Origin of the sequence: Nocardioides sp. J54, assembly GCF_000519005.1 — a bacterium.
Classification (GTDB): Bacteria; Actinomycetota; Actinomycetes; order Propionibacteriales; family Nocardioidaceae; genus Nocardioides.
The window spans coordinates 21,530-47,738 of the sequence record NZ_JAER01000033.1; the positions used below are offsets into that span (position 1 = coordinate 21,530).

The following is a 26,209-nucleotide window of genomic DNA, read 5'->3' on the forward strand; positions in this document are numbered from 1 at the left end:
GGCCGATGGTCACGGGGACGCCCGGAGGTGGAGAAGGTGGACGTACGACGCCGTGCGCGGCGTGGTCGGCCGGCGCGAGCCCTGCTCGCCGCCGTCCTGGCGGCGCTGGTGGTCCTCGCCGCCGGACTGGCGGTCCTGCCCGGCCGGTCGGTCGCGAGCGCAGCCCCGGACGCCGTGGTCCCTGACCCCGGCGGTCCGCTGCGGGTGCTGGTGCTCGGTGACTCGCTGTCGCAGGGCTTCGCGGGCGACGCGACCTGGCGCTACTGGTTCTGGCGCGAGGCCCGGCGCCAGGGGGTCGACGTCGACCTCGTCGGCCCGCACTCCCGTCCGTACCTCCTGCTGCCGTCCCGGGTGGTGTCCGACCAGGCGCGCTACGAGCGGCCCGCTCTCGCGTTCGACACCGACCACTCGGCGTGGGCCGGCTCGACGATCGACATGCACCTCGCCCAGGTCGACTCCCTGATGACCGTCTACGCCCCCGACGTCGTGGTGGTCGAGCTCGGCATCAACGACGCGCGCCACGGCCAGGACGGGGCGTCCATCGCCGCCGAGCTCGACGATCTGCTCGCCCGGGTCTGGCGCCGGGCCCCGCGGGTGAGCGTGGTGCTGGGGCAGCTGCCCGTCCACGGCACGGACCCGGCGGTCGACGCAGCCGCGGTCGCCGCGAACGAGGTCCTCGTCGCCGCCCACGCCGACGACCCGCGGGTGTCCATCGCCTACCTCCGCAACGGCTGGGACCACCGGAAGCACTCCCACGACGGCCTCCACGCCAACGCGACCGGCCAGACCCTGCTGGCGCACCGGTTCGCCCACGCGTTCCACCGCGCCGGCCTGCTCCCGGGGAAGCCCCGGGTCTTCCGCCAGCGCCAGTGGCGGCCCCGCGTCGCACCCCGGGTGCGCGTCGTCGGCCGCAAGGTGACCGTCGACTGGTCCGCCGCGCGGCGCCAGGTGAAGATCAGTGCCGTCCGGGTCTTCATCACCCGCAGCGACGGCCAGCAGAAGGTGCGCCAGCGCTGGATCCCGGCAGACCGCAACCAGCTCAGCCGCAGGCTGGCGCCCGGCACCTACCGGGTCCGGCTGGTCCCGCGCCGTGGTTCGATGGTCGGCGCGCCGGCACTGGCGCGGACCGTGCGGCTGCGCTGAGCTGGCCGCAGGGCGGAATCCCGCGCCGGGGCACCGGCCGCCCCGCATAGGCTTCACCCATGCCTGAGCAGCCCAGCAGCACCCTCACCGCCCGGGAAGCCATCGCGGCCGTCCAGGGGCACGAGGCCTGGGCGATCATCCGGCGTTCCACCCGCGCGGGCGACCGCGACACCGTCGGCGTCCTCGGCGGCACCCGCAGCGTGGTCGAGTCGATCATGGACATCCCGCTCGAGACCGGCGTGCCCGAGCCGGGCCACATCTGCGACCGGCTGGTCGCCGTACCGTTCCGGCAGGTCAGCGAGCGCGGGTTCGAGGCGCACGACGACGGCACCCCGCTCGTCGTCGTCGACGTCACCGAGGAGCACGAGTTCTCCGTCGCCGACGTCGTCGACGCCATCGACCCGGTCGAGGTCGGCTTCACCGACCGCGGCGGCTTCGAGACCGACGACGAGGACTACGGCAAGCTCGTCTCGCAGATCATCGGCGAGGAGATCGGCCAGGGCGAGGGCGCCAACCTCGTCATCGGGCGCAACTACCGCGCCGTCGTCGCCGACTTCGGCCCCGAGGTCGCGCTCACCGTCTACCGCCGCCTGCTCGAGCGCGAGCGCGGCGCGTACTGGACGTTCGTCTTCTTCACCGGCGACCGCTACCTCATCGGCGCCAGCCCGGAGCGGCACGTGTCCGTGCACGGCGGCGACGTGCGGATGAACCCGATCTCCGGCACCTTCCACCTCCGCCCGCCCGCGGGCGAGTCGCGCAGCACCGACGCGCGGCTGCGCGAGTTCCTCCGCGACGAGAAGGAGATCTACGAGCTCTTCATGGTCGTGGACGAGGAGCTCAAGATGATGTGCGACATCTGCACCGAGGGCGGCCAGGTGCTCGGCCCGTTCCTCAAGCCGATGACCCACCTGATCCACACCGAGTACCTCCTCGCCGGCCGCACCAGCCGCGACGTGCGCGAGGTCCTGCGCGACACGATGTACGCCGCCACCGTGACCGGGTCCCCGGTCGAGAACGCCTGCCGGCTGATCAGGCAGTACGAGCCCGAGGGCCGCGGCTACTACGCCTCTGCGCTGGCCATCTTCGGCCGTGACGAGGCCGGCGAGCCGGTGCTCGACAGCCCGATCGTGCTCCGCACCGCGGACGTCTCGCCGACCGGCGAGCTCAAGGTGACCGCGGGGGCGACCCTCGTGCGCGACTCCGACCCGGCGTACGAGGTCGCCGAGACCCACGCCAAGGCCGGCGGCATCCTGTCCGCCTTCGGCCTGGCCTCGCAGGCGCCGAGCACCGCCCCGCCGGTCGACCTCGACGCGCTCGCCTCCCTCGTCGCCGACGAGGAGGTGCTGATCGCGCTCAACAGCCGCAACAGCCGGCTCTCCAGCTTCTGGCTCGCCGACCAGGCCGGCACCCCGGTCGACCCGCGCCTGATCGGCCGCTCCGTCGTCATCCTCGACGGCGAGGACGACTTCGTGAACATGCTGCGCCACATGCTCACCCGGATGGGCGTCACCAGCTCGGTCGTCCGCCACGAGGACTACGTCGACGGCGTCCTCGACGGCCACGACCTGGTGATCGTCGGTCCGGGCCCGGGCGACCCGCGCGACGGCGACGACCCCAAGATCGCGCGCCTGCGCTCGGCGGTGCGGTGGCTGCTCGACCACGAGAAGCCGTTCCTCGCCATCTGCCTGGGCCACCAGACCCTGTGCCACACGCTCGGGATCCCGCTCGCCTACAAGGACATCGTCTTCCAGGGCACGCAGGCCACGGTGCTGCTCGACGGCCGTCCGCAGAAGGTCGGCTTCTACAACACCTTCGTCGGCCGGGTCGGCCCGGACACCCCGCTGCCGGAGGGCGTCGAGGTGGACGCCGACGCGGGGACCGGTGACGTCAACGCCGTCCGCGGCCCGCACTTCCGCGGCGTGCAGTTCCACGCCGAGTCGATCCTCACCGAGCGGGGCTTCGAGATCGTCCACGACCTGGTGTCCGACGTCCTCCTGTGACGCGATGAGCGCGCCGGACGTGGTGGTCGTCGACCACCACGACTCGTACACGTGGAACCTCGTCCACCTGGTCGCGGGCGTGACCGGGGTGCTGCCGTCGGTGGTGCAGCACGACGAGGTGGGGGCGGCCGAGGTGCTGGCCCACCAGTTCGTCGTGCTGTCGCCCGGGCCGGGGAACCCCGCCGTGGAGCGGGACTTCGCCGTCGGCCGCGAGGTGCTGCTCGCGGGGACCCGGCCGGTGCTCGGGGTGTGCCTGGGGATGCAGGGCATCGTCACGGCGTACGGCGGCCGGGTGGACCGCGTCCCGCCGGGGCACGGCGTGCTCGCGTCCGTCGAGCACGACGGGACGGGGCTCTTCGCGGGCGTCCCGTCACCCTTCGACGCGGTCCGCTACCACTCGCTCGCGGCCGTCGAGCTGCCCGCGGAGCTGCGTGCGACCGCCGCCGACGCGCGCACCGGGTTGACCATGGCGGTCGAGCACGTGACGCTGCCCGTCATGGGCGTGCAGTTCCACCCGGAGTCGGTGCTCACCGACCACGGCGCCCGTCTCGTCGCCAACTTCCTCGGCCTGGCGTGAGCCGGCGATGGTGACCCGGACCGACCCCGTCGAGGCGTTCAGGAGGCTGCAGGCGCAGCACCCGCGCTGCGTGTGGCTCGACGGCGGCGGGGCGCGGGACTGGTCCCGACGGCGCTCGATCCTCGGCTGGCTCGACGAGGACGACGTCTCCCTGAGCTACGACGCCCGCAACCGCGAGGTCACCCGCCACGCCGGCGGCCGCGCGGTCGTCGTCGGCGACGACCCGTTCGTGGTGCTCGAGCAGGAGCTCGCTGCGGGGCGTCCCAGCGACCAGTGGTTCGGCTACTTCGGCTACGCCGCCCGCGCGGACCTGCCGGCCGAGCCCGACCCGGACCTGCCCGACGCCGTGTGGTTGCGGCCCTCGCACCTGCGGGAGTACGAGCACCCGGTGCTCACCCCCACGGCCACCGGCACCGTCGGCGGCCCGCCCGTCGGGGACGTCCCGCCGGGCTACGCCGCCGCCTTCGCGCGGGTCCAGGAGCACCTGCACGCCGGCAACTCCTACGAGGTCAACCTGACCTACCGCACCCGCACGCGCAGCCCGCTCGACCCCGCCGCGGCCTACCTGCGGCTGCGGGCGGCCAACCCGGCGCCGTACGCCGGCTTCCTGCAGCACGACGTCCCCGGCGCCGAGGCGTGGCTGCTCAGCTCCTCGCCCGAGCGCTACGCGCTGGTGACGGCCGACCGGGTGCTGGAGACCAAGCCGATCAAGGGCACCACCCCGCGCGGTGCGACGCCGGCCGAGGACGAGGCGGCGCGGGCGCACCTGGCGGCGGACCCGAAGTTCCGCTCCGAGAACCTGATGATCGTCGACCTGCTCCGCAACGACCTCGCGATGGTCTGCGAGGTCGGTTCCGTGGAGGTGCCGGTGCTGATGGACGTGGAGTCCTACGCCTCGGTGCACCAGCTGGTGTCGACGGTGCGCGGACGGTTGCGCGACGACGTCACGACCGTGGCCGCGCTGCGGGCGCTCTTCCCCGCCGGCTCGATGACCGGGGCACCGAAGCTGCGCACGATGGAGGTCATCGGCGAGGTCGAGGAGGCGCCCCGCGGCGTCTACAGCGGTGCGTTCGGGTGGGTCTCCGGCGACGGCCGGGCCGACCTCGGCGTCGTCATCCGGACGCTGGTCAGTGCCGGCGACGACTACGTCCTCGGCACGGGCGGCGGGATCACCGTCGCCAGCGACCTCCACGAGGAGTGGGCCGAGACCGGGTGGAAGGCCGCGCGCCTGCTCGCGGCGCTGGACCCGGGCGCGCCGGTCACCTGAGCCTGCCGACCCGCGCTCCTCAGGACGAGGGGCTGGGCGCGGTCGACGCCGGCTCGCCGGCGCCGTTCTCGTCGGCGTGCCGGGTGAGCGCCTCGAGGGCGGCCCGCATGCCGCGCACGGCGCGCTCCTCGTCGTACGGCGCGGGGTCGACGAGGTTGACGACCTCGAACAGCATGCCGTTCTGCACGAACCCGGTGACGTAGAGCTGGTCCTCCTCGGCGGCGACGACGATCCGCGCCGCGTCGGCGCCCGGGACGGCCGGCTGGCGGACGTCGGCGTCCTCGCCCTGGCCCATCTGCTCCCAGAACTCGTCGAGCGAGCCGCCGAAGAGCTGGTAGTTGGCGTCGAGCACCGGGTCGCCGGAGCCCTCCTCGGGCACGAACCGGCAGTCCGGCGCGGTCGGCGTGCCGTCCTCCTTGGTGGTCCGGGCGCCGAACTGCTCCTCGACGAAGGCGGTGTCGAGCGCGTCGCAGGGGTTCCACAGCGCGGGTGGCTCGGTCGGCAGGTCGGGCTTCGTGCCGACGTCGCCGTCGTCACCGCAGGCCGCGGCGAGCAGGCCGACGGCGACGAGCGCGGCCGCTCCGGCCCACCGGCGGGTCCGTCGCTGGTGTCGCGGACGCATCGGGTCGGTCATCAGGGGTTGTTCTCCCGTCCGGGCAGGCGCAGCACGAGGCGTGCGCCGCCGCTGGCGTTCTCGGTGGCGTGCACGGAGCCGGAGTGCCGGTCCGCGACCTGGCGCACGATGGCCAGGCCCAGCCCGGACCCGGGCATGGTGCGGGCGTCGGGGGAGCGCCAGAACCGGTCGAAGATGCGGTGCCGGTCGGCCTCGGCGATGCCGGGGCCCTGGTCGTCGACGGTCAGCACGCCGTCGCTGAGCCGCACCGTCACCTGGCCTCCCTCCGGGCTCCACTTCGCCGCGTTGTCGAGCAGGTTGGTCACCGCCCGCTCCAGCTCAGCATCCTCGCCGATCACCCACCACGGTCGGGTGAAGACCTCGAACGTGAGACCGGGGGCGCGGCGGCGCACCCGCTGCACGGCGTGGTCGACGACGTCGGCGAGGTCCACCGGCTCGACCTGCACCTGGATCGGCTCGTCGCGGGCGAGCGCGGTGAGGTCGCCGATCAGGGTGGTCAGCTCCTCGATCTGGGCCTGCACGTCGTCGAGCAGCTCGTCGCGGGCCTCGACCGGGAGGCTGGCCGTGCCGTTGCCCCGCACGCTCATCGACAGCAGCTCGACGTTGGTGCGCAGCGCGGTCAGCGGCGTGCGCAGCTCGTGGCTGGCGTCGGCGACCAGCTGCCGCTGCCGGATCCGGCTGGCGTCGAGCGCGAGCAGCATGTGGTTGAACGCCGTCGCCAGGCGGGCGATCTCGTCGTCGCCCTCGACGGGCAGGGGGGTGAAGTCCTCGGTGCGGGCGATCTCCTCCACCGACGCCGTGAGCTTGCGGACCGGTCGCAGGCCGTTGCTCGCCACCGCCCACCCGGCGAGACCTGCGACGAGGACGCCGAAGATGCCGAAGGCGACGGTCACCCAGCCGAGCCGGGCCAGCGTGCGGTCCTGGTCCTCCAGCGGTTGCGCGATGACCAGCGCGATCCCGTTCTTCTGCGTGGGTACGGCGACCACGCGGTAGCGCTCGCCCTCGAAGACGATCGTGCGCACGCTGCGGTCGGCGTCGCCGCGGGCGACCTCCACCTCGGGCTTGCCGAAGTCGATGACCGGGCCGCGGTCGAGGATCGCGGGCGTGCCCTCGTAGTCGAGGAACGCGATCCGCACGTCGCCGGCGCCCAGCGCCCACGACGGGATGCCGGCCGACCCGGCCCGCAGCAGGCTGTCCGAGGCGGCGGCCTTGCCGGCCCGGTCGAGGAGCGCGTCGTCGAGGGTGTGCTGCATCTGCACGCGGGCGGTCAGGTAGGCGCCGACCGCGACCAGGGCGACGGACATGCCCACCGCCATGGTGGTCAGCCAGATGACCCGGCTGGCCAGCGAGCGCCGGTAGTGCCAGCGGCCGTCGGTCCCCTGCCCCAGTGCCGGGCCCCGCGCCTCGCTCACGCCTCGGGGGCCCGCAGGACGTACCCGATGCCGCGCACCGTGTGGATCAGGCGCGGCTCGCCCTCCGCCTCGGTCTTGCGGCGCAGGTAGCCGACGTAGACCTCGAGCGAGTTGGCGGTCGTCGGGAAGTCGTAGCCCCAGACCTCCTCGAGGATGAAGCTGCGGTCGAGCACGCGCCGGGGACGGCGCAGGAACATCTCGAGCAGCGTGAACTCGGTGCGGGTCAGCTCGATGTGCCGGCTGCCGCGGGTCACCTCGCGGGTGGTGACGTTCATGGTCAGGTCGGCGAAGGAGAGGACCTCCTCCTCGCCGTCGTCGGCCGCCGGGGTGACCCGGCGCAGCAGCGCGCGCAGCCGGGCCAGCAGCTCCTCGAGCGCGAACGGCTTGGTGAGGTAGTCGTCCGCGCCGGCGTCGAGGCCTTCGACCCGGTCGCCGACGGCGTCACGGGCGGTGAGCACGATGACCGGGACGTCGTTGCCGGCCGCCCGCAACGCCCGGGTCGCCTCGAGGCCGTCGAGCTTCGGCATCATCACGTCCATCACGACGACGTCCGGCTTGACGGCACCGATGCCCGCGAGGGCCTCGGCACCGTCGGCAGCCAGGTGGACGTCGTACCCGTTGAAGGCGAGGGAGCGCCGCAGCGACTCGCGGACCGCGCGGTCGTCGTCGACGACGAGGACGCGGGCAGGCGCTGCAGTACCGGGCACGCCCCCATCATGGCCGATGGGCCTGAGCGGCGGCTGAGAGCTCGGGCCGGGCGCTGCGCGAGGCGCGGTGGAGCAGGCCGACCACGACGACCCCGGCGCCGGCCACGCTGGCGGCGGCGAGGAGGAGGGCGTCCTGCTGGCCGGCCACGAAGGCGGTGCGGGCCGCCGCGGCCGCCTCCGGCCCCAGCTGCAGGGCACCGGCGACCGACTCCTGCGCCCGCGCGGCCACCTCGTGGGGCAGGCCGGCGCCGGCGACGGCCGAGCGGTAACCGTCGTTGAGCAGGCTGCCGAGCACGGCGATGCCGATCGCGCCCCCGAGCTCGCGGGCCAGGTCGTTGACTGCCGACGCCACCCCCTGCTGCTCGCGCGGCAGGGCGTCGGTGATCGCTGTCGTCGCGGGGGTCATCGCCAGGCCCATGCCCAGCCCGCCGAGCCAGATCGAGACCGCGAGCACGCCGTACGACGTGGTCAGGTCCGCCCGCCACAGGAGCGCCAGGCCGCCGGTGAGCAGCAGCAGGCCCAGCCCGCTGACCCGGACCCGGCCGACGTGGGCGGCGACCCGCGGCGCGACGCGCGACCCGGGCATGATGCCGAGCGCGAGCGGGACCATGCCCAGCGCGGCCTCCAGCGGGGACCAGCCGCGGACGAGCTGGAGGTACTGCAGGAAGACGAAGACGAACCCGAAGAACGCGGTGAACTGCACCAGCACGGACAGCGTGCCGGCGGCGAACGCGGGGCGGGCGAACAGCCGCGGGTCGAGCAGCGGGTGGGCGGTGTGCGCCTCCCAGAGCAGGAAGAGCACGAGGAGCGCGAGCCCGCCGCCGAGGCAGCCGAGGGTGGCGGCCGAGGCCCAGCCCTGGTGCGGGGCCTCGATGAGGCCGTAGACGACCGCGGCGAAGGCGCCGACGGAGAGCAGCGAGCCGACGGGGTCGAGGCCGACGTGGCCGTCGTGGCGCGACTCGGGCACGACGCGGAGGGTGCCGGCGAGGGCGACCAGCGCCATGCCGACGTTCAGCCCGAACACCGACTGCCACGACCACGCCTCCAGCAGCAGGCCGGAGGCGAGCAGGCCGAGCACGGCACTCGCGCCAGCGACGCCCGTCCACACCGCGACCCCCTTGAGGCGCTCGTCGTCGGGGAAGGTCGCGGTGATCGTCGACAGCGTGGCCGGCATGACCAGCGCCGCCCCGGCACCGAGCAGGCCGCGCAGCGCGACCAGCGCCTCTGGCGAGGAGGTCGTCATCGCCATCGCCGCCGCGGCCGCGAACACGACCAGGCCCGCGACGAGTGTCCGCCGGCGCCCCAGCCGGTCGCCGAGGGCGCCGAAGGGCAGCAACAAGGCTGCGAAGGTGAGCGCGTAGGCGTCGATGATCCACGACAGCTGGGTCTGCGGCGCGGCGGTCTCGCGCGCGATCGAGGGGATTGCGACGTTGAGTGCCGAGACCGCGGAGACGACGGTCGCGAGGCCCAGGCAGACCACCGCGAGGACGGCACGGTGGCCGGGTCCGGAGGCGGGTGGCCGGCCGGACGTCGTACGGGTGCGGGACATGGGGTCCTCCTCTCGGACCGGCCCCGGGTGGGCCGGGCCCGTTGACCGTCGCCCGCGCGCCGCCTAGTTTGCAACGTTGATGAATAAACCGCGCGGCCGGCGACCCGGCAGTCCTGACACCCGCTCCGCGATCCTCGACGCAGCGCGGGTTGCGTTCGTCGAGCACGGCTACCAGGGCGCGACCCTGCGCCGGATCGCCGCCGACGCCGGCGTCGACATCCGGCTCATCGCCCACCACTTCGGCTCGAAGAAGGGCCTGTTCGCCGCGGCGATGACGCTGCCGGTCAGCCCCAGCGAGGTGCTGGACCGCGCGCTCTCCGGTCCGCCGGAGACCTGGGCGACGACGTTGCTCTCCGCCGCGCTGCGGGTCTGGGACGCCCCGGAGACCGGGCAGCCGTTGCTCCGGCTGCTGCAGACCGCCCTCGACGACCCCGACCAGCGCCCCGCCCTCACCGGCTTCGTGGAGCGCGAGATCGTCAGCCGGATCGAGGACCGGCTCGAGGGTCCGTACGCACGGCGCCGGGCGACCGCCGCCGCCACCCTCGTCGCCGGGATGATCGTCAGCCGCTACGTCCTCGAGGTCGAGCCGTTGCACGGCATGCGCGAGCGCGACGTCGTCGCGACCTTGCGCCCCCTGCTCCAGTCCGCGCTCGCGCCACCAGCCCGGCGTCGATGAATTCGGGGGTCAGACGTACTTCGCGGCGACCCGGGCCGCGCGGGCGCCGTACTGCCCGCCGAAGAGGCAGGCGTGGACGAGCAACGGGAAGAGCTGGTGGAAGCCGGCCCGGTCCTCCCAGCCGTCGGCGAGGGGGGTGACCTCCTGGTAGGCCGCCATCACCTGCGGCAGCTGGGGGAGGCCGAAGAGGGCGAGCATGGCGAGGTCGACCTCGCGGTGGCCGCCGTACGCCGCCGGGTCGATCACGACGACGCGGTCCTCGGAGGTCCACAGCACGTTGCCGTTCCACAGGTCGCCGTGCAGGCGGGCGGGCGGCTCGTCGGGCACGATCTCGGCGCCCCTGGCCACGGCGGCCTCGATCGTCGCGGCGTCGTCGGCGGACACGATGGCCTTGTCGCGCAGCACCTTCAGGTAGGGCGCGATCCGGCGCTCGGCCCAGAACTCCGCCCACGTCGGCAAGGTGCGGTTGAGCAGGGGGAGGCGGCCGATGTAGCCGTCCTCGGGACCGCCGAAGGCGTCGGCCCCCGCGCGGTGGGTCGCGGCCAGCGCCCGGCCGAAGGCGCCGGCAGCCTCGGCGCCCGGACGCACCGACTCCACCCACCCGAGGATCAGCACGTCGTCGTCGACGGCGAGCACCTCGGGGGTGGCGACGCCGCCGTCGGTGCTGGCCTCCGCCAGCCAGCGCAGCCCCGCCGCCTCGCGCTCGAAGAAGTGCGGCGGCGCCCCGGTCAGCGTCTTGAGGAAGGCGGTGCGGCCGTTGGAGAGGCGCAGCTTCACCGCGGTCGCGATGTCACCGCCCGCGACCGGCGCGGTCGCGACGACGGCGGAGCCGAGCAGCTGCTCCGCCCGCCCGGCGACCGTGGGCTGCCTCGCCATCGACTACCTCCGGGCAGGTCCGGTCAGGCCCGGTCGAGGGTCTTCGCGCCGGCGGCGACGCTGTCCTGGTGGGCGCCCTGGCCCTTGAGGGCGCGGGGGATCTCCTTGCCCTGCTCGATGGCGCGCTCGGGCGCCTTGACCCGCTTGAAGCTGCGCAGCGCCAGCAGCAGCAGGAGCACCGCCAGCAGGACGTAGCCGCCGAAGACGATCAGGAACGCCCAGTGCAGGTCGAGGCCCGAGCCGTTCCAGTGGATCAGGTAGGCGATGGCCACGGACAGCATGATCACGGCGAGGAGCAGCAGGAACAGCGCCGCGGCGACCAGCGCCGCGCCGACACCACCCGCGGTGACGCTGACCTTCAGCTCGGCCTTGGCGAGCTGGATCTCCTTGCGCAGGATGGTGGAGAAGTCGGTCTGCGCGTCCTTGATGAGGCGCCCGATCGTCGGCTCTTCCCCATGGACGGTGCGCGATTGGATGGCCATGCGGTCGACCTTACCGATACCGATAGTCTCTCCGTAGGTGAGCCGGGAAGTCTGGTCGGCGCGTGCTGCCCCCTGCCCGACGATCGAGAGAGCCCCTTGTGACCCCACCGCCCAGTGCCCCTGACGAGCTCTGGCGCCGCGGGCCGGTCCTGACCCAGAGCGACCGACCGCTGGCGCGCTACGTCGCCCGGCCGATCCGCGAGTTCCTCCACGTCGAGTCCTCCGGCTCGGTGCTCCTGCTCGCCGCGACCGTCGTCGCCCTGCTGTGGGTGAACCTCCCGGTCGACGGCTGGGCGTCCGGATACGACCACTTCTGGCACACGCCGATCGCGCTGGAGATCGGTGACTGGAGGCTCGAGGAGTCGCTCCAGCACTGGGTCAACGACGGCCTGATGACGATCTTCTTCTTCGTCGTCGGCCTCGAGATCAAGTACGAGCTGGTCCACGGCGACCTGCGCGACCCGCGCACCGCCGCCCTGCCGATCGTCGCCGCGGTCGGCGGGATGCTCGTCCCCGCGCTCATCTACGCCGTCATCGTCCGGGGTGGCCCCGACGCGGCGTCGGCGGGCTGGGGCATCCCGATGGCAACCGACATCGCGTTCGCCGTCGGCGTGCTCGGCATCCTCGGCCGCCGGGTGCCGTCCGCCGCGCGCCTGTTCCTGCTGACGCTGGCGATCGTCGACGACATCGGCGCGATCCTGGTGATCGCGGTCTTCTACACCGACGACCTCTCGCTGGCCTGGCTCGGCGCGGCGCTCGCCCTGCTCGCGGTCATGGCGCTGCTGCGGAGCTTCCGGGTGTGGGCGTTCTGGATCTACGTGCTGCTGGGCATCGCGACCTGGTTCACCCTGCTCCAGTCCGGCGTGCACGCCACGCTCGCCGGCGTCGCGATCGGCCTGCTCACCCCCGCCGTCGCGCTGCTGCGCAGCGAGGTGGCCACCGAGTTCGCCGCCGACGCCCTGCGCGACAACGACCTGGACGCGGACGAGCTCTACCGGCTGCGCTTCCTGGTCGCCGAGTCGGTGCCCGTCGTCGAGCGGCTCCAGGCGCGGCTGCACCCGCTGTCGTCGTACGTCGTGCTGCCGGTCTTCGCGCTGGCCAACGCCGGTGTCTCCCTCGACGGCATCGGGGACGCGGTCACCTCGGCGGTCGGCCTCGGCATCGGCGCCGGCCTGGTGATCGGCAAGCCGGTGGGCATCACCCTGGCCTGCTTCCTCGCGATCCGCCTCGGTGTCGGCCGGATGCCGACCGGGACGTCGTGGCCGCAGATCATCGGCGTCGGGATGGTGGCCGGCATCGGCTTCACGGTCTCGCTCTTCATCGCCGGGCTGTCCTTCCCGGGCGAGGCGCTGCTGACCGACGAGGCGAAGGTCGGGATCCTGATGGCCTCGCTCGTCGCCGCGGTCCTCGGTGTCCTCATGCTCCTGGCTGCGACCGGCCGGACTACGCCCGAGGGCGAGGAACCAGCCGAGGAAGCACCTGCGACGAGCCGAGGAAGCGACTGACGGTGATCCGCAGCGCGACCCGGGTCGGGTTCGGCCGCGGCTGCCGGTAGCGGGAGGCGTAGCGCTCGCACGCGCGGGCGACCGACTCCGCGTCGTCGAGCACCTCGGCGGTGCCGACGATCGTGGACCAGCGGGCGCCGTCGACCTGGCTCACCGCGAGCCGCGGGTCGCGGCGCAGGTTGGCGGCCTTCTGCGAGCCGCCGTCGGTGATCACCCACGCGCACTGCTGCTCGGGGTCGAGCACCGCGCCGACCGCGACCGCGTGCGGGGCGCCGTGCCGGTCGAGGGTGCTCAGCGTGCACAGGTGCCGCTCGGTCCAGAACTGCTCGAGCTCGGGCGGCAGGGCGGACCAGGTGACGGGTTGCCAGGTGGGCATGGGGCCACCCTAGGCGGGCCTGCGCGCCGGACTGTGGCGGGCACAGTCCGGCGCACAGAGGCCGGTGGTTTCGAGGCTCGGCGCTGGGGCGCCTCGCACCTCAACCACCGACCGCGGTGGAGGTCAGTCCTCGGTCGAGGAGGCCTGGCCGGCGGAGATGAGGTCCATGATCGAGGCGTCGGCGAGGGTGGTGGTGTCACCGACGTTGCGGCCCTCGGCGACGTCGCGGAGCAGGCGGCGCATGATCTTGCCGGAGCGGGTCTTGGGCAGCTCGGGGACGATCATGATCTGCCGCGGCTTGGCGATCGGGCCGATCTCCTTGCGGACGTGGTCGGAGAGCTCCTTGACGATCTCCGGTCCGCCGTCCCCGGCCTCGTTGCGCAGGATGACGTACGCGACGACCGCCTGGCCGGTGTCGGGGTCCGAGGCGCCGACGACGGCGGACTCGGCGACCTTCGGGTGCGACACGAGGGCCGACTCGATCTCGGTGGTCGACAGCCGGTGGCCGGAGACGTTCATGACGTCGTCGACGCGGCCGAGGACCCAGATGTCGCCGTCGTCGTCCTTCTTGGCGCCGTCGCCGGCGAAGTAGTAGGCCCCGCGGTCGTTGGTTGCCTTGAAGCGGGACCAGTAGGTGTCGACGTAGCGCTGGTCGTCGCCCCAGATGGTGCGCAGCATGGAGGGCCACGGCGAGGTGACGACGAGGTAGCCGCCGGAGCCGTTCGGGACCGGCGTGCCCTCGTCGTCGACGACCTCGGCCTCGATGCCGGGGATCGCGGTCATCGCCGAGCCGGGCTTGCCGGCGGTGACGCCGGGCAGCGGGGAGATCATGATCGCGCCGGTCTCGGTCTGCCACCACGTGTCGACGACCGGGGTGCGGTCGCCGCCGATGACGTGGCGGTACCAGACGTAGGCCTCGGGGTTGATCGGCTCGCCCACCGAGCCGAGGATGCGCAGGCTGGAGAGGTCGAACTGGTCGGGGACCTCGTGGCCCTGCTTCATGAAGGAGCGGATCGCGGTGGGCGCGGTGTAGAAGATCGTGACCTTGTGGTCCTGGATGATCTTCCACCAGCGGCCCGGCTCGGGGGAGTCCGGCGTGCCCTCGTAGAGGACCTGGGTGGCGCCGTTGGCCAGCGGGCCGTAGACGATGTAGGAGTGGCCGGTGACCCAGCCGATGTCGGCGGTGCACCAGTAGACGTCGGTGTCGGCCTTGAGGTCGAAGACCGCGTGGTGGGTGTAGGCCGCACCGACGAGGTAGCCGCCGGTGGTGTGCAGGATGCCCTTGGGCTTGCCGGTGGTGCCGGAGGTGTACATGACGTAGAGCGGGTGCTCGGCGTCGAAGGCCTCGGGGGTGTGCTCGGTCGAGGCCGAGCCCACCACGTCGTGCCACCAGACGTCGACGCTGTCGTCCCACGCGACCTCCTGGCCGGTACGACGGACCACGACGACCTTCTCGATCTTGTCGGTCTTCGTGCGGGCCTCGTCGACGGCAGGCTTGAGCGCGGAGGGCGCGCCGCGGCGGTAGCCGCCGTCGGCGGTGATGACGACCCTGGCCTCGCAGTCGTCGACGCGGGAGGCGAGGGCGTCGGCGGAGAAGCCGCCGAAGACCACGGTGTGCGGGGCACCGATGCGCGCGCAGGCGAGCATCGCGACGATCGCCTCGGGGATCATCGGCATGTAGATCGCGACCCGGTCACCCGTGCCGACCCCGAGGGCGGTGAGCGCGTTCGCGGCCTGGGACACCTCGTCCTTGAGCTGGGCGTAGGTGATGTCGCGGCTGTCGTCGACGGGCTCGCCGACCCAGTGGATGGCCACCTTGTCGCCGCGGCCGGCCTCGACGTGGCGGTCCACGCAGTTGTAGGCGGCGTTGAGGGTGCCCCCGGTGAACCACTTGGCGAAGGGGGCGTCGGACCAGTCGAGGACCTGGTCCCACGTGCTGGCCCAGGTCAGACGTTCGGCCTGGGTGGCCCAGAAGCCCTCACGGTCGGCCTTCGCAGCGTCGTACGCCTTTGCGGTGAGGTTCGCGTTCGCGGCGAGCTCGGCGGGCGGCTCGAAGCGGCGGTCCTCCTTCAACAGGTTGGCGAGGGTCTGCTCCGTGGAGGAAGGGGCTGTCTGGTCGCTCACGGTTGTCTCCTGCTCGATCGGGGTGCCACTGGTCACATTAGGACCCACGGGAAGTGTGGTCACCAGGGGTTGCGTCCTGGTTGCGGCGGGGGAGCGGGCGGGAGGCCGGGGCGGGCGCGACGCCCACCCCGGCCTCCCTGGTCCCCCGTCAGTGCTGGACGGCCTGCTCGGCGCCCGCGCCGGTCAGCGCGCGGACCTCGAGCTCGGTGAACCGCTCCTCGGCGGCCGGCTCCTTCGACGTGACCGTCCCGAGCCAGCCGAAGAAGAAGCCCAGCGGGATCGACAGCAGGCCCGGGTTCTCCAGCGGGAACCAGTGGAAGTCGACCCCCAGCGGGAAGAGCGCCTTGCTGATGGTCTCGCCCTCGGCGTTGACGCCCGTCTTGCCCGACACGACGGGCGAGAAGAACACGAGCGTGATGGCCGAGAGCAGGCCGCCGTAGATGCTCCAGGTGGCGCCGCGGGTGTTGAAGCGCCGCCAGAACATGTTGTAGACGATCGACGGCAGGTTCGCCGACGCCGCGACCGCGAAGGCCAGCGCCACCAGGAACGCGATGTTGAGGTTGCGGGCCGGGATGGCCAGCAGGATCGCGACGATGCCCAGGCCGGCGGCGGCGTACCGCGTCACCCGGATCTCCTCCGCCTCGGTCGCCTGGCCCTTGCGGATGACGGAGTTGTAGATGTCGTGCGCCACCGACGTCGACGACGTCAGGGTGAGCCCGGCGACCACGGCGAGGATGGTCGCGAACGCGACCGCGGAGATCAGTGCGAGCAGGATCGCGCCCCCGGTCGACCCGGCGCCGCCACCGACCGCCTCCGCGAGGAGCGGGGAGGCGAGGTTGCCGTCGCTGGTGGCGACGTCGCTGCCGGCGCCCGTGTTCAGCAGGGCCGCGGCACCGAAGCCGAGGACCAGGGTGAACAGGTAGAAGACGCCGATCAGGCCGATCGCCCACAGCACCGACTTCCGCGCGTCGCGCGAGGTCGGCACCGTGTAGAAGCGGACCAGGATGTGCGGCAGCCCCGCGGTGCCGAGCACCAGGGCGATGCCGAGGCTGACGAAGTCGAGCTTGCTCGTGAGGTCGGCCCCGTACTTGAGGCCGGGCTCGAGGAAGCCCTCCTTGCCCGACGTCGACTGTGCCGCACCGAGCAGCTCGGAGAGGTTGAAGTCGAACTTCGCGAGGACCAGGACGACGATGAGCGCCGAGCCGGTCATCAGCAGGACCGCCTTGACGATCTGCACCCAGGTCGTGCCCTTCATGCCGCCGACCGTGACGTAGATGATCATCAGCGCGCCGACACCGGCGATGACCGCGCTGATGGCGAGGGTGTTGGACTTGTCGATGCCGAGCAGCAGCACCACGAGGCTGCCCGCGCCGACCATCTGGGCCAGCAGGTAGAAGATCGACACGACGACGGTGGACGTCGCGGCCGCCGTACGGACCGGGCGCTGCCGCATCCGGTAGGCCAGCTGGTCGGCCATCGTGAACTTGCCGGAGTTGCGCAGCATCTCGGCGACGAGCAGCAGCGCGACCAGCCACGCGACCAGGAAGCCGATCGAGTAGAGGAAGCCGTCGTAGCCGGCCAGCGCGATGGCGCCGGAGATGCCGAGGAAGGACGCGGCCGACATGTAGTCACCGCCGATGGCGAGGCCGTTCTGGAAGCCGGAGAAGGACCGGCCGCCGGCGTAGAAGTCCGTGGCGCCGCTGGTGTTGCGGCTCGCGCGGATGGTGACGAAGAGGGTGAGTGCGACGACCGCGAGGAAGAGCCCCGCGGTGAGGACCTGGTCGTTCATCAGTGACTGCTCCTGCCCTGGTTCGGCTTGCCGGCGAGGGAGATGAACCGCTCGTCGAGCTCGCGGGCCAGCGGGTCGAGGCGCTTGGTCGAGTAGCCGCTGTAGAGCCACGCGATGAGGAAGGTCGTCGCGAACTGCAGCAGGCCGAGGACCAGCGCGACGTTGATGTTGCCGATGACCTGGCCGCTCATGAAGTCGCCGGCCCACATCGACAGCACGACGTAGGTCAGGTACCAGACCAGGAAGGCGACGGTCGCCGGGATGGCGAAGCCGCGGTAACGGCGCTTCAGCTCGGCGAACTCCTGCGAGGCGTGCAGCTCGTCGTACACGGGATCGTGGCGGGCGGCCACGTCGGGCTCGGATGACACGGGTTCCTCCTGGGTCGTGCGGTGTGACCGCGGTCACGGCCGTCCTCGACGCTAGGAGCGGGGGCCGCCGGCACGGCAGGGGTGCGGTCCGGTGCTGCGGCGAGTGGGGACGGCTTGTCGGTGAACGGTCGGTCCGGCGCGACGAACGGCGCGGGAGCGGGCCTGGCCCGGCCCCGGCTGTGACCCGAGGCACACGCCGGCGGGGTGACAAGGCGAGAGCCATCTGTTTAGGTAAGGCTTACCTATCTCGGAGGTAACTGCCTTGCGTGTCCCACCGCTCCCGCTGCACCACGTCTTCCACCCCGACAACGCCGACCACTATGCCGACGTCATCGGCAGCGGCCTCGACCACCTGCTCCGCCACCTCAAGGGCGTGGCCGGCCCGGCGACCGGGCGCCAGCCCGACGAGGCCGCAGCCCGCGTCGCTGCGGTCGACCTCGACCGGCCGCTCGACGGCATCGATGCCGTCCTCGGCGAGGTGTCCGAGCTCTGGCTCGACGACGCCGTCTGGTTCCACGAGAAGCGGTACGCCGCCCACCTGAACTGCCCGGTCGTCGTCCCGGCCCTGCTCGCGGAGCTCTTCGTCGCCTCGGTCAACAGCTCGCTCGACACCTTCGACCAGAGCGTCGGCGGCACCTTCATCGAGCGCCGGCTGGTCGAGTGGACGGCCGGGCGGATCGGCTTCGGTCCCGAGGCCGACGGCGTCTTCACCAGCGGCGGCAGCCAGTCCAACCTGCAGGGCCTGCTGCTGGCCCGTGGCCGGCATGAACGCGTGCCCGCCGAGCGGCTGCGCATCCTGGCCTCGGCCGAGAGCCACTTCTCGGTGCAGAAGTCCGCCCGCCTGCTCGGCCTGGGCGAGGAGTCCGTCGTCAGCGTGCCGACCGACGCGCGGCACCGAATGGACCCCGCGGCGCTCGAGCGCTCCCTCGCGGCCTGCACGGACCTCGGCCTCCGGCCGATGGCGGTCGTCGCGACGGCCGGCACCACCGACTTCGGTGCGATCGACCCGCTGCCGGAGGTCGCCGACCTCGCCCGTGCCTACGACGCCTGGCTGCACGTCGACGCGGCGTACGGCGGCGGCCTGCTGGTCTCGCCGACCCGGCGCGACCGGCTCGACGGCATCGACCGCGCCGACTCGGTGACGGTCGACTTCCACAAGACCTTCTTCCAGCCGGTGTCCTCCAGCGCCATCATCGTGCGCGACCGCGCCACCCTGCGCCCGGCCACCTGGCACGCCGACTACCTCAACCCGCGCGAGGCCACGACCCCCAACCAGGTCGACAAGAGCCTGCAGACCACCCGTCGGTTCGACGCCCTCAAGCTCTGGCTGACCCTGCGCACGATGGGTCCCGAGCTGGTGGGTCGGTACGTCGACGCGGTCATCGACCTCGCCACCGAGGTGCACCGCCGGGTCGTGGACCTGCCGGACCTCGAGTGCGCCGCCGCGCCGGAGCTGAGCACCCTGGTCCTCCGCTACCGGCCGGCGGGGCGCGAGCTCGACGACGCTGCGCTCGGCCGGCTCAACACCGCGATCCGCGCGGAGCTCTACGCCAGCGGCACCGCGATGGTCGCGGCGACGAAGGTCGACGGTGTTCAGTTCCTCAAGCTCACCCTGCTCAACCCGATGGCCACCGCCGACGACGTCGTGGGGATCATCGACACCGTCCGCGAGGTCGGGGAACGGCTCGCCGGCGAGCTCGACCCGCCGGCGGTCGTGCCGGTGGCGGAGGTGGTCCGGTGAGGGCGCACGACTTCGTCGCGGTCGGCCTCGGCCCGTTCAACCTCGGCCTCGCCGCGCTCTCCGAGCCGCTGCGCTCCGGCGGCGAGCTGGACGGCGTCTTCCTCGAGGCCCGCGACCGCTTCGCCTGGCACCCCGGCATGCTGCTCGACGACGCGACGCTGCAGGTGCCCTTCCTCGCCGACCTGGTGACGATGGCGGATCCGACCTCGCGCTGGTCCTTCCTCAGCTACCTCAAGCAGCACGGCCACCTCTACCCGTTCTACATCCGCGAGAGCTTCTACCCGCTGCGCCGCGAGTACGACGACTACTGCCGGTGGGCCGCCGAGTCGCTGCCCGGCATCCGCTTCGGCGAGCAGGTCACCGACGTCGAGCACGACGGCACGGCGTACCTCGTGCACAGCGCGACCGGCGAGACCTTCCGTGCCCGGCGCCTGGTGCTGGGCGTCGGGACGTCGCCACGGGTGCCGGCCGCGCTGCAGGGCGTGCTCGACGCGGAGGGACCGGCGGTCGTGACCCACTCCGCCGACTACCTCGCGCACCGCGAGGCGCTGCAGCGGCAGGAGCGGATCACCGTCGTCGGCAGCGGGCAGAGCGCCGCGGAGGTCTACCACGACCTGCTGTCCGCGGCCCCGGACCACGGCTACGAGCTGGTGTGGCTGACGCGCAGCCCGCGCTTCTTCCCGATGGAGTACACCAAGCTCACCCTCGAGATGACCTCGCCCGAGTACGGCGCCTACCACCGCGCGCTGCCGATGGAGGTCCGCGACCGGCTGGCTCGCGAGCAGCGCCACCTCTTCAAGGGGATCAGTGGCGACCTGGTCGACGCCATCTCCGACCTGCACTACCAGCAGCGGGTGACCGGTGACGGTCCGCGCACGACGCTGCTCACCCACACCGAGGTGCGGGGCGCCCGGGTGCTGCCAGACGAGGGCGGGGTCGGGCTGGACCTCCTGCACGCCGAGACCGGCGAGGAATTCGCCCTCTGCACCGGGGGTCTGGTGCTCGCCACCGGCTACGGCCCGACCGAGCCGGCGTTCCTGCAGGGCGTCGAGGACCGGGTCCGGCGCGACGCGCGCGGACGGTACGACGTCGCCGAGGACTACTCGGTCGACGTGGCCGGCGGCGAGATCTTCGTGCAGAACGCCGAGGAGCACACCCACTCGCTGCTCGCGCCGGACCTCGGCATGGGGCCCTTCCGCAACTCCGTGATCCTCGCGTCGATGCTGGGCCGCGAGGCCTACCCCGTCGAGAAGCGGATCGCCGTGCAGACCTTCGGGGTGCCCGACCACCTGAGGACGGAGGCCGCCCGATGAGCCGCTCCCTGCTCGCCCGGACCACCATCGAGCCGCTCGATGTCGATCGTGACGCCGCGCTGCTGCACGCGTGGGTCACCCACCCGCGCTCGGCCTTCTGGATGATGCAGGACGCGTCGCTGGACGAGGTGCGTGCGGAGTACGCCGCCATCGCCGCGAACCCGCACCACCACGCGTTCCTGGGCCGGGTCGACGGCCGGCCGGTGTTCCTGGCCGAGACCTACGACCCGCGCCACGCCCCCGGCATGGCCGACCTGCCCGAGCTCGAGGACGGCGACCTGGGCATGCACGTGCTCGTCGCGCCGCCCGAGGAGCCGGTCCCCGGACTCACCACCGCGGTCTTCGACGCCGTGATGTCCTTCTGCTTCGCCGACCCCGCCGTGCGCCGCGTGGTCGTCGAGCCCGACGTCCGCAACCAGCCGATCCGCGCCAAGAACCTCGCCGCCGGCTTCACCGAGCTGCGCGAGGTCGCCCTGCCCGGCAAGACCGCCATGCTCTCCGTCTGCCGCCGCGCGGACTGGCAGGCGCCCGACCGCGCCGACGACGCGGACCACCTCGCGCCCGACCTGATGGGGCGGGCGCAGCGCCACCTCGTCGCCAAGGCGCTCGCCGAGTTCAGCCACGAGCGGATGATCGCGCCGGTGCGGGTGCCGGCCGCCGACGGCACTGTGGGGGAGCGGTGGCGGGTCGCGACCGACCGGTCGTCGTACACCTTCACGGCGCGGGTGAAGAAGCTCGAGCACTGGGTCGTCGACCCCGCGTCGATCGAGCGACGGGTGGACGGCGTCGTGGTCGACCCGGACGCGCAGGACCTCGTCGCCGAGCTGGCGCCCGACCTCGGCATCCCGGACGCGCTGCTGCCGACCTACCTCGAGGAGGTCGCCTCCACCCTTGCCTCGACCGCGTGGAAGCTGCGCCACCGGGCGGTCCCGGTCGCAGAGCTGGTGGACGCGGGCTACCAGGAGATCGAGTCCGCGATGACCGAGGGCCACCCGGCGTTCGTCGCCAACAACGGGCGCATCGGCTTCGGCCTCGACGACTACACGGCCTACGCGCCCGAGACCGGCGCACCCGTGCGGCTGCACTGGGTCGCCGCCCGGCGCTCCCTCACCCACCTGTCGCTGGGGGAGGGGCAGGCCGAGCAGGAGCTGTACGACGGCGAGCTGGTCCCGCCCGTGCGCGAGCGCTTCCGGCGGCGGCTGCGCGACCTGGGCCTGGTGCCGGAGGACTACCTCCTCCTGCCGGTGCACCCGTGGCAGTGGCGCAACAAGCTGGCGGTCACCTTCGCCCCCGACGTCGCGCGCCGCGACCTCGTGCACCTCGGCGAGGGCGAGGACGACCACCGCCCCCAGCAGTCGATCCGCACCTTCTTCAACGCCAGCCGTCCCGAGCGGCACTACGTGAAGACCGCGCTCGCGATCCAGAACATGGGCTTCGTGCGCGGCCTCTCGCCGCGCTACATGGAGGCGACGCCGGCGATCAACGACTGGGTCGCGTCCGTGGTGCACGGCGACGCCGAGCTGCGGGACTGCGGCTTCGAGGTGCTGCGTGAGCTGGCGGCGATCGGCTACACCGGAGACGCCTTCCACCGGCTGGCCGAGCCGTCGCCGTACCGGAAGATGATCGCGGCGCTGTGGCGCGAGAGCCCCGTCCCGCGCACGCCGGAGGGCGAGCAGCTGACGACGATGGCCGCGCTGCTGCACCGCGACGCCGACGGTGACGCGCTGGTGACCGCGTGGATCAAGGCCTCCCCGGTCGACGCACAGTCGTGGGTGCGGTCGTACCTGCGGGCCTACCTGCGCCCGCTCGTGCACTGCCTCCTCGCCTACGACCTCGCGTTCATGCCGCACGGGGAGAACCTGCTGCTGCGGCTGCGCGACCACGTCCCGGTCGGTGCGTTCATGAAGGACATCGGCGAGGAGGTCGCGGTGATGGGCGACCTGCCGCTGCCGCCCGAGGTGGAGCGGGTCCGCGGCGACTTCCCCGACGACGTCAAGGCGCTCGCGGTGCACACCGACGTCTTCGACGGCGTGCTGCGCCACGTGGCGGCGGTCCTCGACGAGGACGGGGTGCTGCCCGAGGACGAGTTCTGGGCGATCGCCCGGGCCACCATCGAGGAGCACGCCGCCGACCACCCCGAGCTCGCGGAGGCGGCGGCCCGCTACGACCTGCTGCGCCCGCGGTTCCGGCACAGCTGCCTCAACCGGCTGCAGCTGCGCAACACGCTGCAGATGGTGGACCTCGCCGACCAGGCGGAGTCGCTGATCTTCGCCGGGACGCTGGCCAACCCCGTGGCACCGTGATCACCCGCGACGCGTGGGGGATCCCGCACGTCACCGGAGGCTCGGTGCTCGAGGTCGCCCACGAGCAGGGCCGGGCGACGGCGCAGGACCGGGCCTGGCAGCTCGAGGTCGAGCGCCGGCGGTCCGAGGGGACCTGCGCCGAGGTCTTCGGGACCACGGCGCTGGAGTGGGACCTGCTGGCTCGCCGGGTCCAGCTCGTCGACCTCGCCCGCCGCGCGTACGACGCGCTCGAGCCGGCCAGCCGGGCGTTCGTGGACGCGTACGTCGATGGTGCGAACGACGTCCTCGACCGACCGTGGCGCCCGTGGACGCCGCTCGGTGTCTTCGCCGTGCAGCACCTGCTCTTCTCCCGCTTCCCGAGCAAGCTCTGGCAGCACCACGTGGCGAGCGTCCTCGGCGACCGTGCCGCGGAGGCGCTCGAGCTGCTGCGCACCGAGGGCCTGCCCGGTGGCAGCAACGCGGTCGCCGCCGACGGCGCACTGACCGCGTCCGGCCTGCCGATCGTCGCCGGCGACCCGCACCGGGTCATCGAGGCTCCCGGTTGCTACGCCCAGGTGCGGCTCACCTGCACCGACCCCGACGACGCGTTCGACGTCGCCGGACTGACCTTCGCCGGCGTCCCGGGCGTGCAGCACTTCGGCCACGCCGGCGACGTCGCGTGGGGCGTCACGAACGCCGTCGCCGACGACGAGGACATCTGTGCCGAGGAGCTCCAGCGGCACCGCGGTGCCGTCGTCGCGCGCGGACGCGGGGGCTGGGAGCCGGTGGTGCGACGGGTCGAGCTGGTGCGCGTGCGCACCGGCGACGACACCTGGGACGCCCAGCCGGTCGAGGTGCTGGTGACCTCGCGCGGCCCGGTCGTCACCGGCGGGCCCGGCCAGCCGGACACGTTCAGCCTGCGCACACCGGCCGGCGTGCTAGACGACCTCGGGTTCGACGCCCTGCTGCCCCTGCTGCGGTCGAGGAGCGCTGCGGACGTGACCACCGCCTTCGACCGCTGGGTGAGCCCGGTCGACAACCTGCTGGTCGCGGACACCTCGGGCCACGTCGAGCACCGCGTCGTGGGCAGGGTGCCGCTGCGCGCCGACGGTGGCTGGACCGGGTGGGTCGAGGACCAGCCGCGCCGGACCGGCCCGCTACTGGTGAGCGCCAACGACCGCGCCACGGCCGGGTTCTCCCGGATCGGCGACGACTTCGCCGCCCCGCACCGCGCCCACCGACTGGCAGAGGTGGTCGCGGACCTGGCGGCGTCCGCTCCGCTGACGCCGGAAGCGCTGGGTGCTGCGCTGGCCGACGACCGGCAGGTCGCGGGCGAGGCACTGCTGTCCCTCGCGGCCCGCCTGGCCGACCTGTCGCCCGCCGCCACGGCGCTGCGCGACCGGTTGCTCGCCTGGGACCGGCGGATGGCGACGGACAGCGTGGAGGCCGCCCTCTTCGCCTCCGTGCGGGCCGGTGTGGTGGAGGCGTTCGCGACCGCGCCGGCGCTGGCCGGCGTCGACTCGTCGCCCTTCGGCGAGCTCTACGCACCGTGGTTCGACCTGCGCGGCCGGCTGCGGATCGCGCTGCCGGCGTTGCTGGCTGCGGAGAAGCCGTTCGGCGTCGACCCGCTGCAGGCGCTCGCCGCCGCGCTGGAGGAGGTCGCGGTCCAGCCGGACCCCGCGCCGTGGGGTGACGCGCACGTCGTCGTACCGCTGACGCCGGAGCAGCAGCTCGGCCTTCCCGCCCCCGACGGCCACGCACCACCCTGGCCGGCGGTCGCGGGCGACGACGACTGCGTGCTGGCGACCCGCGCCCTCGGCGGCACCGGCGCCTGCGTGCACGGCCCGGTCGCCCGCTGGGTCTGGGACCTCGCCGGCGACTCTCGCTGGGTGGTCCCGCTCGGCGCCTCCGGCGACCCCGCCTCCCCGCACCACCACGACCAGCAGGCGGCCTGGGCCGCCGGCCGCACGATCCCCCTGGAGGACCGATGACCGTCACCATCCGCCCCGTCGACCCGGCCACCGACGCCGACCTGCTCACCTCGTGGGTGACCGCCGACCGCGCGTCGTTCTGGGGCATGCAGGGGATGGACCGGGACGAGGTGGCCGAGGTCTACGGCTACATCGCGGAGCAGGAGCACCTCGCGGCGTACCTCCTCGTCCTCGACGACACCCCCGTCGGCGTCCTGCAGACCTACGACCCCGCGGTCGACGAGATCGGCGCCTTCTACGACCGTCGCCCCGGCGACGTCGGCGTCCACCTCTTCCTCGCCGACGACGAGCACCGCGCCGGCCGTACCGGCGAGGTCATCGCCGCCGGCCTCGACCTCGTCGCCCACCTCCCCGGCTGCACCCGTCTCGTCTTCGAGCCCGACGCCCGCAACGCCCCGTCCGTCGCCCTGCTGGAGCGCCTGGGTGCCGAGTGCGGCCCGCTCGTCGAGCTCAGGACGAGCATCAGCGAGAAGCCGGCGCAGTTCTTCTTCCTCGACCGGGACCGGGCGCTCGCGATCGCGCGGGGGTGAGGGGTTTCCTCCGGTGGGTGGGGTCCGTCTGGCGGCAAGCCGTGGGTTCGCTTCGCCTGGGTCTGCGAGGTGGGCCGTGGTGGGCACAGTCCGGTGCGCAGGGCCACTGGTTTCGAGGCTCGGCGCCGGGGCGCCTCGCACCTCAACCAGCGGCGGTGCGGTTGGGGCTGGGGCGCCTCGCACCTCAACCAGCGGCGGTGCGGTTGGGGCTGGGGCGCCTCGCACCTCAACCAGCGGCGGATGGCTGGGTCAGGCGGCTCGGGCGGGTCAGGCGGCGGGGTGGTAGTTGGCGCGGCGTTGGAGGGATTGGAGGGTGAGGCGTGGGGGTGGGGTCCACACGGGGCGTCTGGTGTCGGGGTCGATCGCGACGGTCCAGGGGGTGTGGTGGATCAGGGTGTGGTGGTGGCGGCAGAGCATGACGAGGTTGTCGAGGCTGGTGACCCCGCCGTCGGCCCAGTGCTGGATGTGGTGGGCGTCGCAGGCCAGGGGGAGTCGGGTGCAGCCGGGGAAGGCGCAGTGGTGGTCGCGGGCGATGAGGGCGACCCAGATCGCTGCGGTGACCAGCCTCTGGGCGCGGCCGACGTCGAGGACCTGACTCTGGCTGCCGAGCACGGTGGGGATCAGCTCGGCGTCACACGCGAGGCGGCGTACGGCGGTGGCGGACAGTCGGGCTCCGGTGGTGGTCTCACCCTCGACAGCGACCCCGGTGTCGATGACCTTCTGAACGAGTGACTTGTGGTCGATGGTGACGATGATCCGCGGCACGGCCCCGTGGTCACGGGGAAGGGTCTCGGTGGCGCGGAGCCGGTCGCAGGCATCGACCAGGGCGTCCCAGAGTCGTTTGCCGTGGTCGCGGGGATCGCGGCC

At 73.1% G+C, this 26,209-nt stretch carries 22 protein-coding genes; 11 read left to right on the forward strand and 11 right to left on the reverse strand.

Translation table 11 applies throughout. The features are described 5' to 3' along the window. Nucleotides 1–27 precede the first annotated feature (27 nt). Genes NOCJ54_RS0117695 through NOCJ54_RS0117710 form a run of 4 tightly spaced genes read left to right on the forward strand, consistent with a single transcriptional unit; the run spans nt 28 to nt 4,987 of the window. The gene (locus NOCJ54_RS0117695; RefSeq protein ID WP_028656556.1) at nt 28–1,143 is read left to right on the forward strand and encodes an SGNH/GDSL hydrolase family protein; all 1,116 of its coding nucleotides are present in this window, start codon (nt 28–30) and stop codon (nt 1,141–1,143) included. Between the two features lie 59 nt (nt 1,144–1,202). Continuing rightward, complete coding sequence (locus tag NOCJ54_RS0117700) at nt 1,203–3,143, forward strand: anthranilate synthase family protein (RefSeq protein WP_028656557.1); 1,941 nt, start codon at nt 1,203–1,205, stop codon at nt 3,141–3,143. A gap of 4 nt (nt 3,144–3,147) precedes the next feature. Next, nucleotides 3,148–3,720 carry an anthranilate synthase component II gene (locus tag NOCJ54_RS0117705; RefSeq protein WP_028656558.1) on the forward strand — a complete coding sequence of 191 codons (573 nt, stop codon included), beginning with the start codon at nt 3,148–3,150 and terminating at the stop codon, nt 3,718–3,720. Between the two features lie 7 nt (nt 3,721–3,727). After that, nucleotides 3,728–4,987 carry an anthranilate synthase component I family protein gene (locus tag NOCJ54_RS0117710; RefSeq protein WP_028656559.1) on the forward strand — a complete coding sequence of 420 codons (1,260 nt, stop codon included), beginning with the start codon at nt 3,728–3,730 and terminating at the stop codon, nt 4,985–4,987. Nucleotides 4,988–5,006: 19 nt separating this feature from the next. Here the strand turns inward: NOCJ54_RS0117710 and NOCJ54_RS0117715 are convergent, their stop codons facing one another. Genes NOCJ54_RS0117715 through NOCJ54_RS26675 form a run of 4 tightly spaced genes read right to left on the reverse strand, consistent with a single transcriptional unit; the run spans nt 5,007 to nt 9,289 of the window. Beyond that, entirely contained in the window at nt 5,007–5,621 is a 615-nt protein-coding gene (locus NOCJ54_RS0117715; protein WP_028656560.1) for a hypothetical protein, read from the reverse strand. Next, complete coding sequence (locus NOCJ54_RS0117720; protein WP_028656561.1) at nt 5,621–7,033, reverse strand: sensor histidine kinase; 1,413 nt, start codon at nt 7,031–7,033, stop codon at nt 5,621–5,623. Before NOCJ54_RS0117720 ends, NOCJ54_RS0117715 begins: the two co-directional genes overlap by 1 nt. After that, nucleotides 7,030–7,740 carry a response regulator transcription factor gene (locus tag NOCJ54_RS0117725; RefSeq protein WP_028656562.1) on the reverse strand — a complete coding sequence of 237 codons (711 nt, stop codon included), beginning with the start codon at nt 7,738–7,740 and terminating at the stop codon, nt 7,030–7,032. Before NOCJ54_RS0117725 ends, NOCJ54_RS0117720 begins: the two co-directional genes overlap by 4 nt. 7 nt (nt 7,741–7,747) lie before the next feature. Further along, nucleotides 7,748–9,289 (reverse strand): MFS transporter, encoded by a 1,542-nt coding sequence (locus NOCJ54_RS26675; RefSeq protein WP_051486009.1) that lies wholly within the window; start codon nt 9,287–9,289, stop codon nt 7,748–7,750. A 79-nt stretch (nt 9,290–9,368) separates the two neighbouring features. Here NOCJ54_RS26675 and NOCJ54_RS0117735 point away from each other — a divergent pair, with 79 nt between their 5' ends. After that, nucleotides 9,369–9,965 (forward strand): TetR/AcrR family transcriptional regulator, encoded by a 597-nt coding sequence (locus NOCJ54_RS0117735; RefSeq protein ID WP_028656563.1) that lies wholly within the window; start codon nt 9,369–9,371, stop codon nt 9,963–9,965. A gap of 9 nt (nt 9,966–9,974) precedes the next feature. Here the strand turns inward: NOCJ54_RS0117735 and NOCJ54_RS0117740 are convergent, their stop codons facing one another. Beyond that, complete coding sequence (locus tag NOCJ54_RS0117740; protein ID WP_028656564.1) at nt 9,975–10,841, reverse strand: fructosamine kinase family protein; 867 nt, start codon at nt 10,839–10,841, stop codon at nt 9,975–9,977. 23 nt (nt 10,842–10,864) lie between these two features. Then, the gene (locus tag NOCJ54_RS26680) at nt 10,865–11,323 is read right to left on the reverse strand and encodes a phage holin family protein (protein ID WP_051486010.1); all 459 of its coding nucleotides are present in this window, start codon (nt 11,321–11,323) and stop codon (nt 10,865–10,867) included. 98 nt (nt 11,324–11,421) lie between these two features. On the opposite strand from NOCJ54_RS26680, the gene nhaA reads away from it, so the two are divergent. Further along, nucleotides 11,422–12,828, forward strand: coding sequence for a Na+/H+ antiporter NhaA (nhaA, locus tag NOCJ54_RS26685; protein WP_051486011.1), 1,407 nt, complete (start codon nt 11,422–11,424; stop codon nt 12,826–12,828). Here the strand turns inward: nhaA and NOCJ54_RS0117755 are convergent. From NOCJ54_RS0117755 to NOCJ54_RS26690, 4 genes are all read right to left on the reverse strand, one after another. Then, nucleotides 12,767–13,204, reverse strand: a complete 438-nt coding sequence (locus NOCJ54_RS0117755) for a pyridoxamine 5'-phosphate oxidase family protein (RefSeq protein WP_051486012.1) — start codon at nt 13,202–13,204, stop codon at nt 12,767–12,769. The genes nhaA and NOCJ54_RS0117755 overlap by 62 nt on opposite strands. A 123-nt stretch (nt 13,205–13,327) precedes the next feature. Further along, nucleotides 13,328–15,328 (reverse strand): acetate--CoA ligase, encoded by a 2,001-nt coding sequence (gene acs / locus NOCJ54_RS0117760; RefSeq protein ID WP_028656566.1) that lies wholly within the window; start codon nt 15,326–15,328, stop codon nt 13,328–13,330. A 148-nt stretch (nt 15,329–15,476) separates the two neighbouring features. Then, the gene (locus tag NOCJ54_RS0117765; protein ID WP_028656567.1) at nt 15,477–17,117 is read right to left on the reverse strand and encodes a solute symporter family protein; all 1,641 of its coding nucleotides are present in this window, start codon (nt 17,115–17,117) and stop codon (nt 15,477–15,479) included. Further along, nucleotides 17,117–17,485, reverse strand: a complete 369-nt coding sequence (locus NOCJ54_RS26690; protein WP_051486014.1) for a DUF485 domain-containing protein — start codon at nt 17,483–17,485, stop codon at nt 17,117–17,119. Before NOCJ54_RS26690 ends, NOCJ54_RS0117765 begins: the two co-directional genes overlap by 1 nt. A 262-nt stretch (nt 17,486–17,747) precedes the next feature. Between NOCJ54_RS26690 and NOCJ54_RS26695 the strand changes: the two genes are divergently transcribed. Genes NOCJ54_RS26695 through NOCJ54_RS26705 form a run of 5 tightly spaced genes read left to right on the forward strand, consistent with a single transcriptional unit; the run spans nt 17,748 to nt 25,342 of the window. Next, nucleotides 17,748–19,226, forward strand: coding sequence for a pyridoxal phosphate-dependent decarboxylase family protein (locus NOCJ54_RS26695; RefSeq protein WP_269634546.1), 1,479 nt, complete (start codon nt 17,748–17,750; stop codon nt 19,224–19,226). Then, nucleotides 19,223–20,539, forward strand: coding sequence for a lysine N(6)-hydroxylase/L-ornithine N(5)-oxygenase family protein (locus tag NOCJ54_RS26700; protein ID WP_036518494.1), 1,317 nt, complete (start codon nt 19,223–19,225; stop codon nt 20,537–20,539). The genes NOCJ54_RS26695 and NOCJ54_RS26700 overlap by 4 nt, the downstream gene beginning before the upstream one ends. Next, on the forward strand, nt 20,536–22,842 hold the full coding sequence (locus NOCJ54_RS0117785; protein WP_028656568.1) for a GNAT family N-acetyltransferase: 2,307 nt from the start codon (nt 20,536–20,538) through the stop codon (nt 22,840–22,842). The genes NOCJ54_RS26700 and NOCJ54_RS0117785 overlap by 4 nt, the downstream gene beginning before the upstream one ends. Continuing rightward, the gene (locus tag NOCJ54_RS0117790) at nt 22,839–24,812 is read left to right on the forward strand and encodes a penicillin acylase family protein (RefSeq protein WP_028656569.1); all 1,974 of its coding nucleotides are present in this window, start codon (nt 22,839–22,841) and stop codon (nt 24,810–24,812) included. The genes NOCJ54_RS0117785 and NOCJ54_RS0117790 overlap by 4 nt, the downstream gene beginning before the upstream one ends. Further along, entirely contained in the window at nt 24,809–25,342 is a 534-nt protein-coding gene (locus NOCJ54_RS26705) for a GNAT family N-acetyltransferase (RefSeq protein WP_051486015.1), read from the forward strand. The genes NOCJ54_RS0117790 and NOCJ54_RS26705 overlap by 4 nt, the downstream gene beginning before the upstream one ends. 267 nt (nt 25,343–25,609) lie before the next feature. Here NOCJ54_RS26705 and NOCJ54_RS0117800 read toward each other — a convergent pair. Further along, the coding region (locus tag NOCJ54_RS0117800; protein ID WP_028656570.1) for an HNH endonuclease signature motif containing protein at nt 25,610–26,209 on the reverse strand (600 nt) is incomplete at its 5' end.

What these genes read in the sequence shown, in the direction of transcription:
- NOCJ54_RS0117700 (WP_028656557.1), top strand. Translation starts at nt 1,203, where the DNA reads ATGCCTGAGCAGCCCAGCAGCACCCTCACCGCCCGGGAAGCCATCGCG.
- NOCJ54_RS0117705 (WP_028656558.1), top strand. Translation starts at nt 3,148, where the DNA reads ATGAGCGCGCCGGACGTGGTGGTCGTCGACCACCACGACTCGTACACG.
- NOCJ54_RS0117710 (WP_028656559.1), top strand. Translation starts at nt 3,728, where the DNA reads ATGGTGACCCGGACCGACCCCGTCGAGGCGTTCAGGAGGCTGCAGGCG.
- NOCJ54_RS0117715 (WP_028656560.1), bottom strand. Translation starts at nt 5,621, where the DNA reads ATGACCGACCCGATGCGTCCGCGACACCAGCGACGGACCCGCCGGTGG.
- NOCJ54_RS26675 (WP_051486009.1), bottom strand. Translation starts at nt 9,289, where the DNA reads ATGTCCCGCACCCGTACGACGTCCGGCCGGCCACCCGCCTCCGGACCC.
- NOCJ54_RS0117735 (WP_028656563.1), top strand. Translation starts at nt 9,369, where the DNA reads ATGAATAAACCGCGCGGCCGGCGACCCGGCAGTCCTGACACCCGCTCC.
- NOCJ54_RS0117740 (WP_028656564.1), bottom strand. Translation starts at nt 10,841, where the DNA reads ATGGCGAGGCAGCCCACGGTCGCCGGGCGGGCGGAGCAGCTGCTCGGC.
- NOCJ54_RS26680 (WP_051486010.1), bottom strand. Translation starts at nt 11,323, where the DNA reads ATGGCCATCCAATCGCGCACCGTCCATGGGGAAGAGCCGACGATCGGG.
- NOCJ54_RS0117755 (WP_051486012.1), bottom strand. Translation starts at nt 13,204, where the DNA reads ATGCCCACCTGGCAACCCGTCACCTGGTCCGCCCTGCCGCCCGAGCTC.
- NOCJ54_RS0117765 (WP_028656567.1), bottom strand. Translation starts at nt 17,117, where the DNA reads ATGAACGACCAGGTCCTCACCGCGGGGCTCTTCCTCGCGGTCGTCGCA.
- NOCJ54_RS0117785 (WP_028656568.1), top strand. Translation starts at nt 20,536, where the DNA reads ATGAGCCGCTCCCTGCTCGCCCGGACCACCATCGAGCCGCTCGATGTC.
- NOCJ54_RS26705 (WP_051486015.1), top strand. Translation starts at nt 24,809, where the DNA reads ATGACCGTCACCATCCGCCCCGTCGACCCGGCCACCGACGCCGACCTG.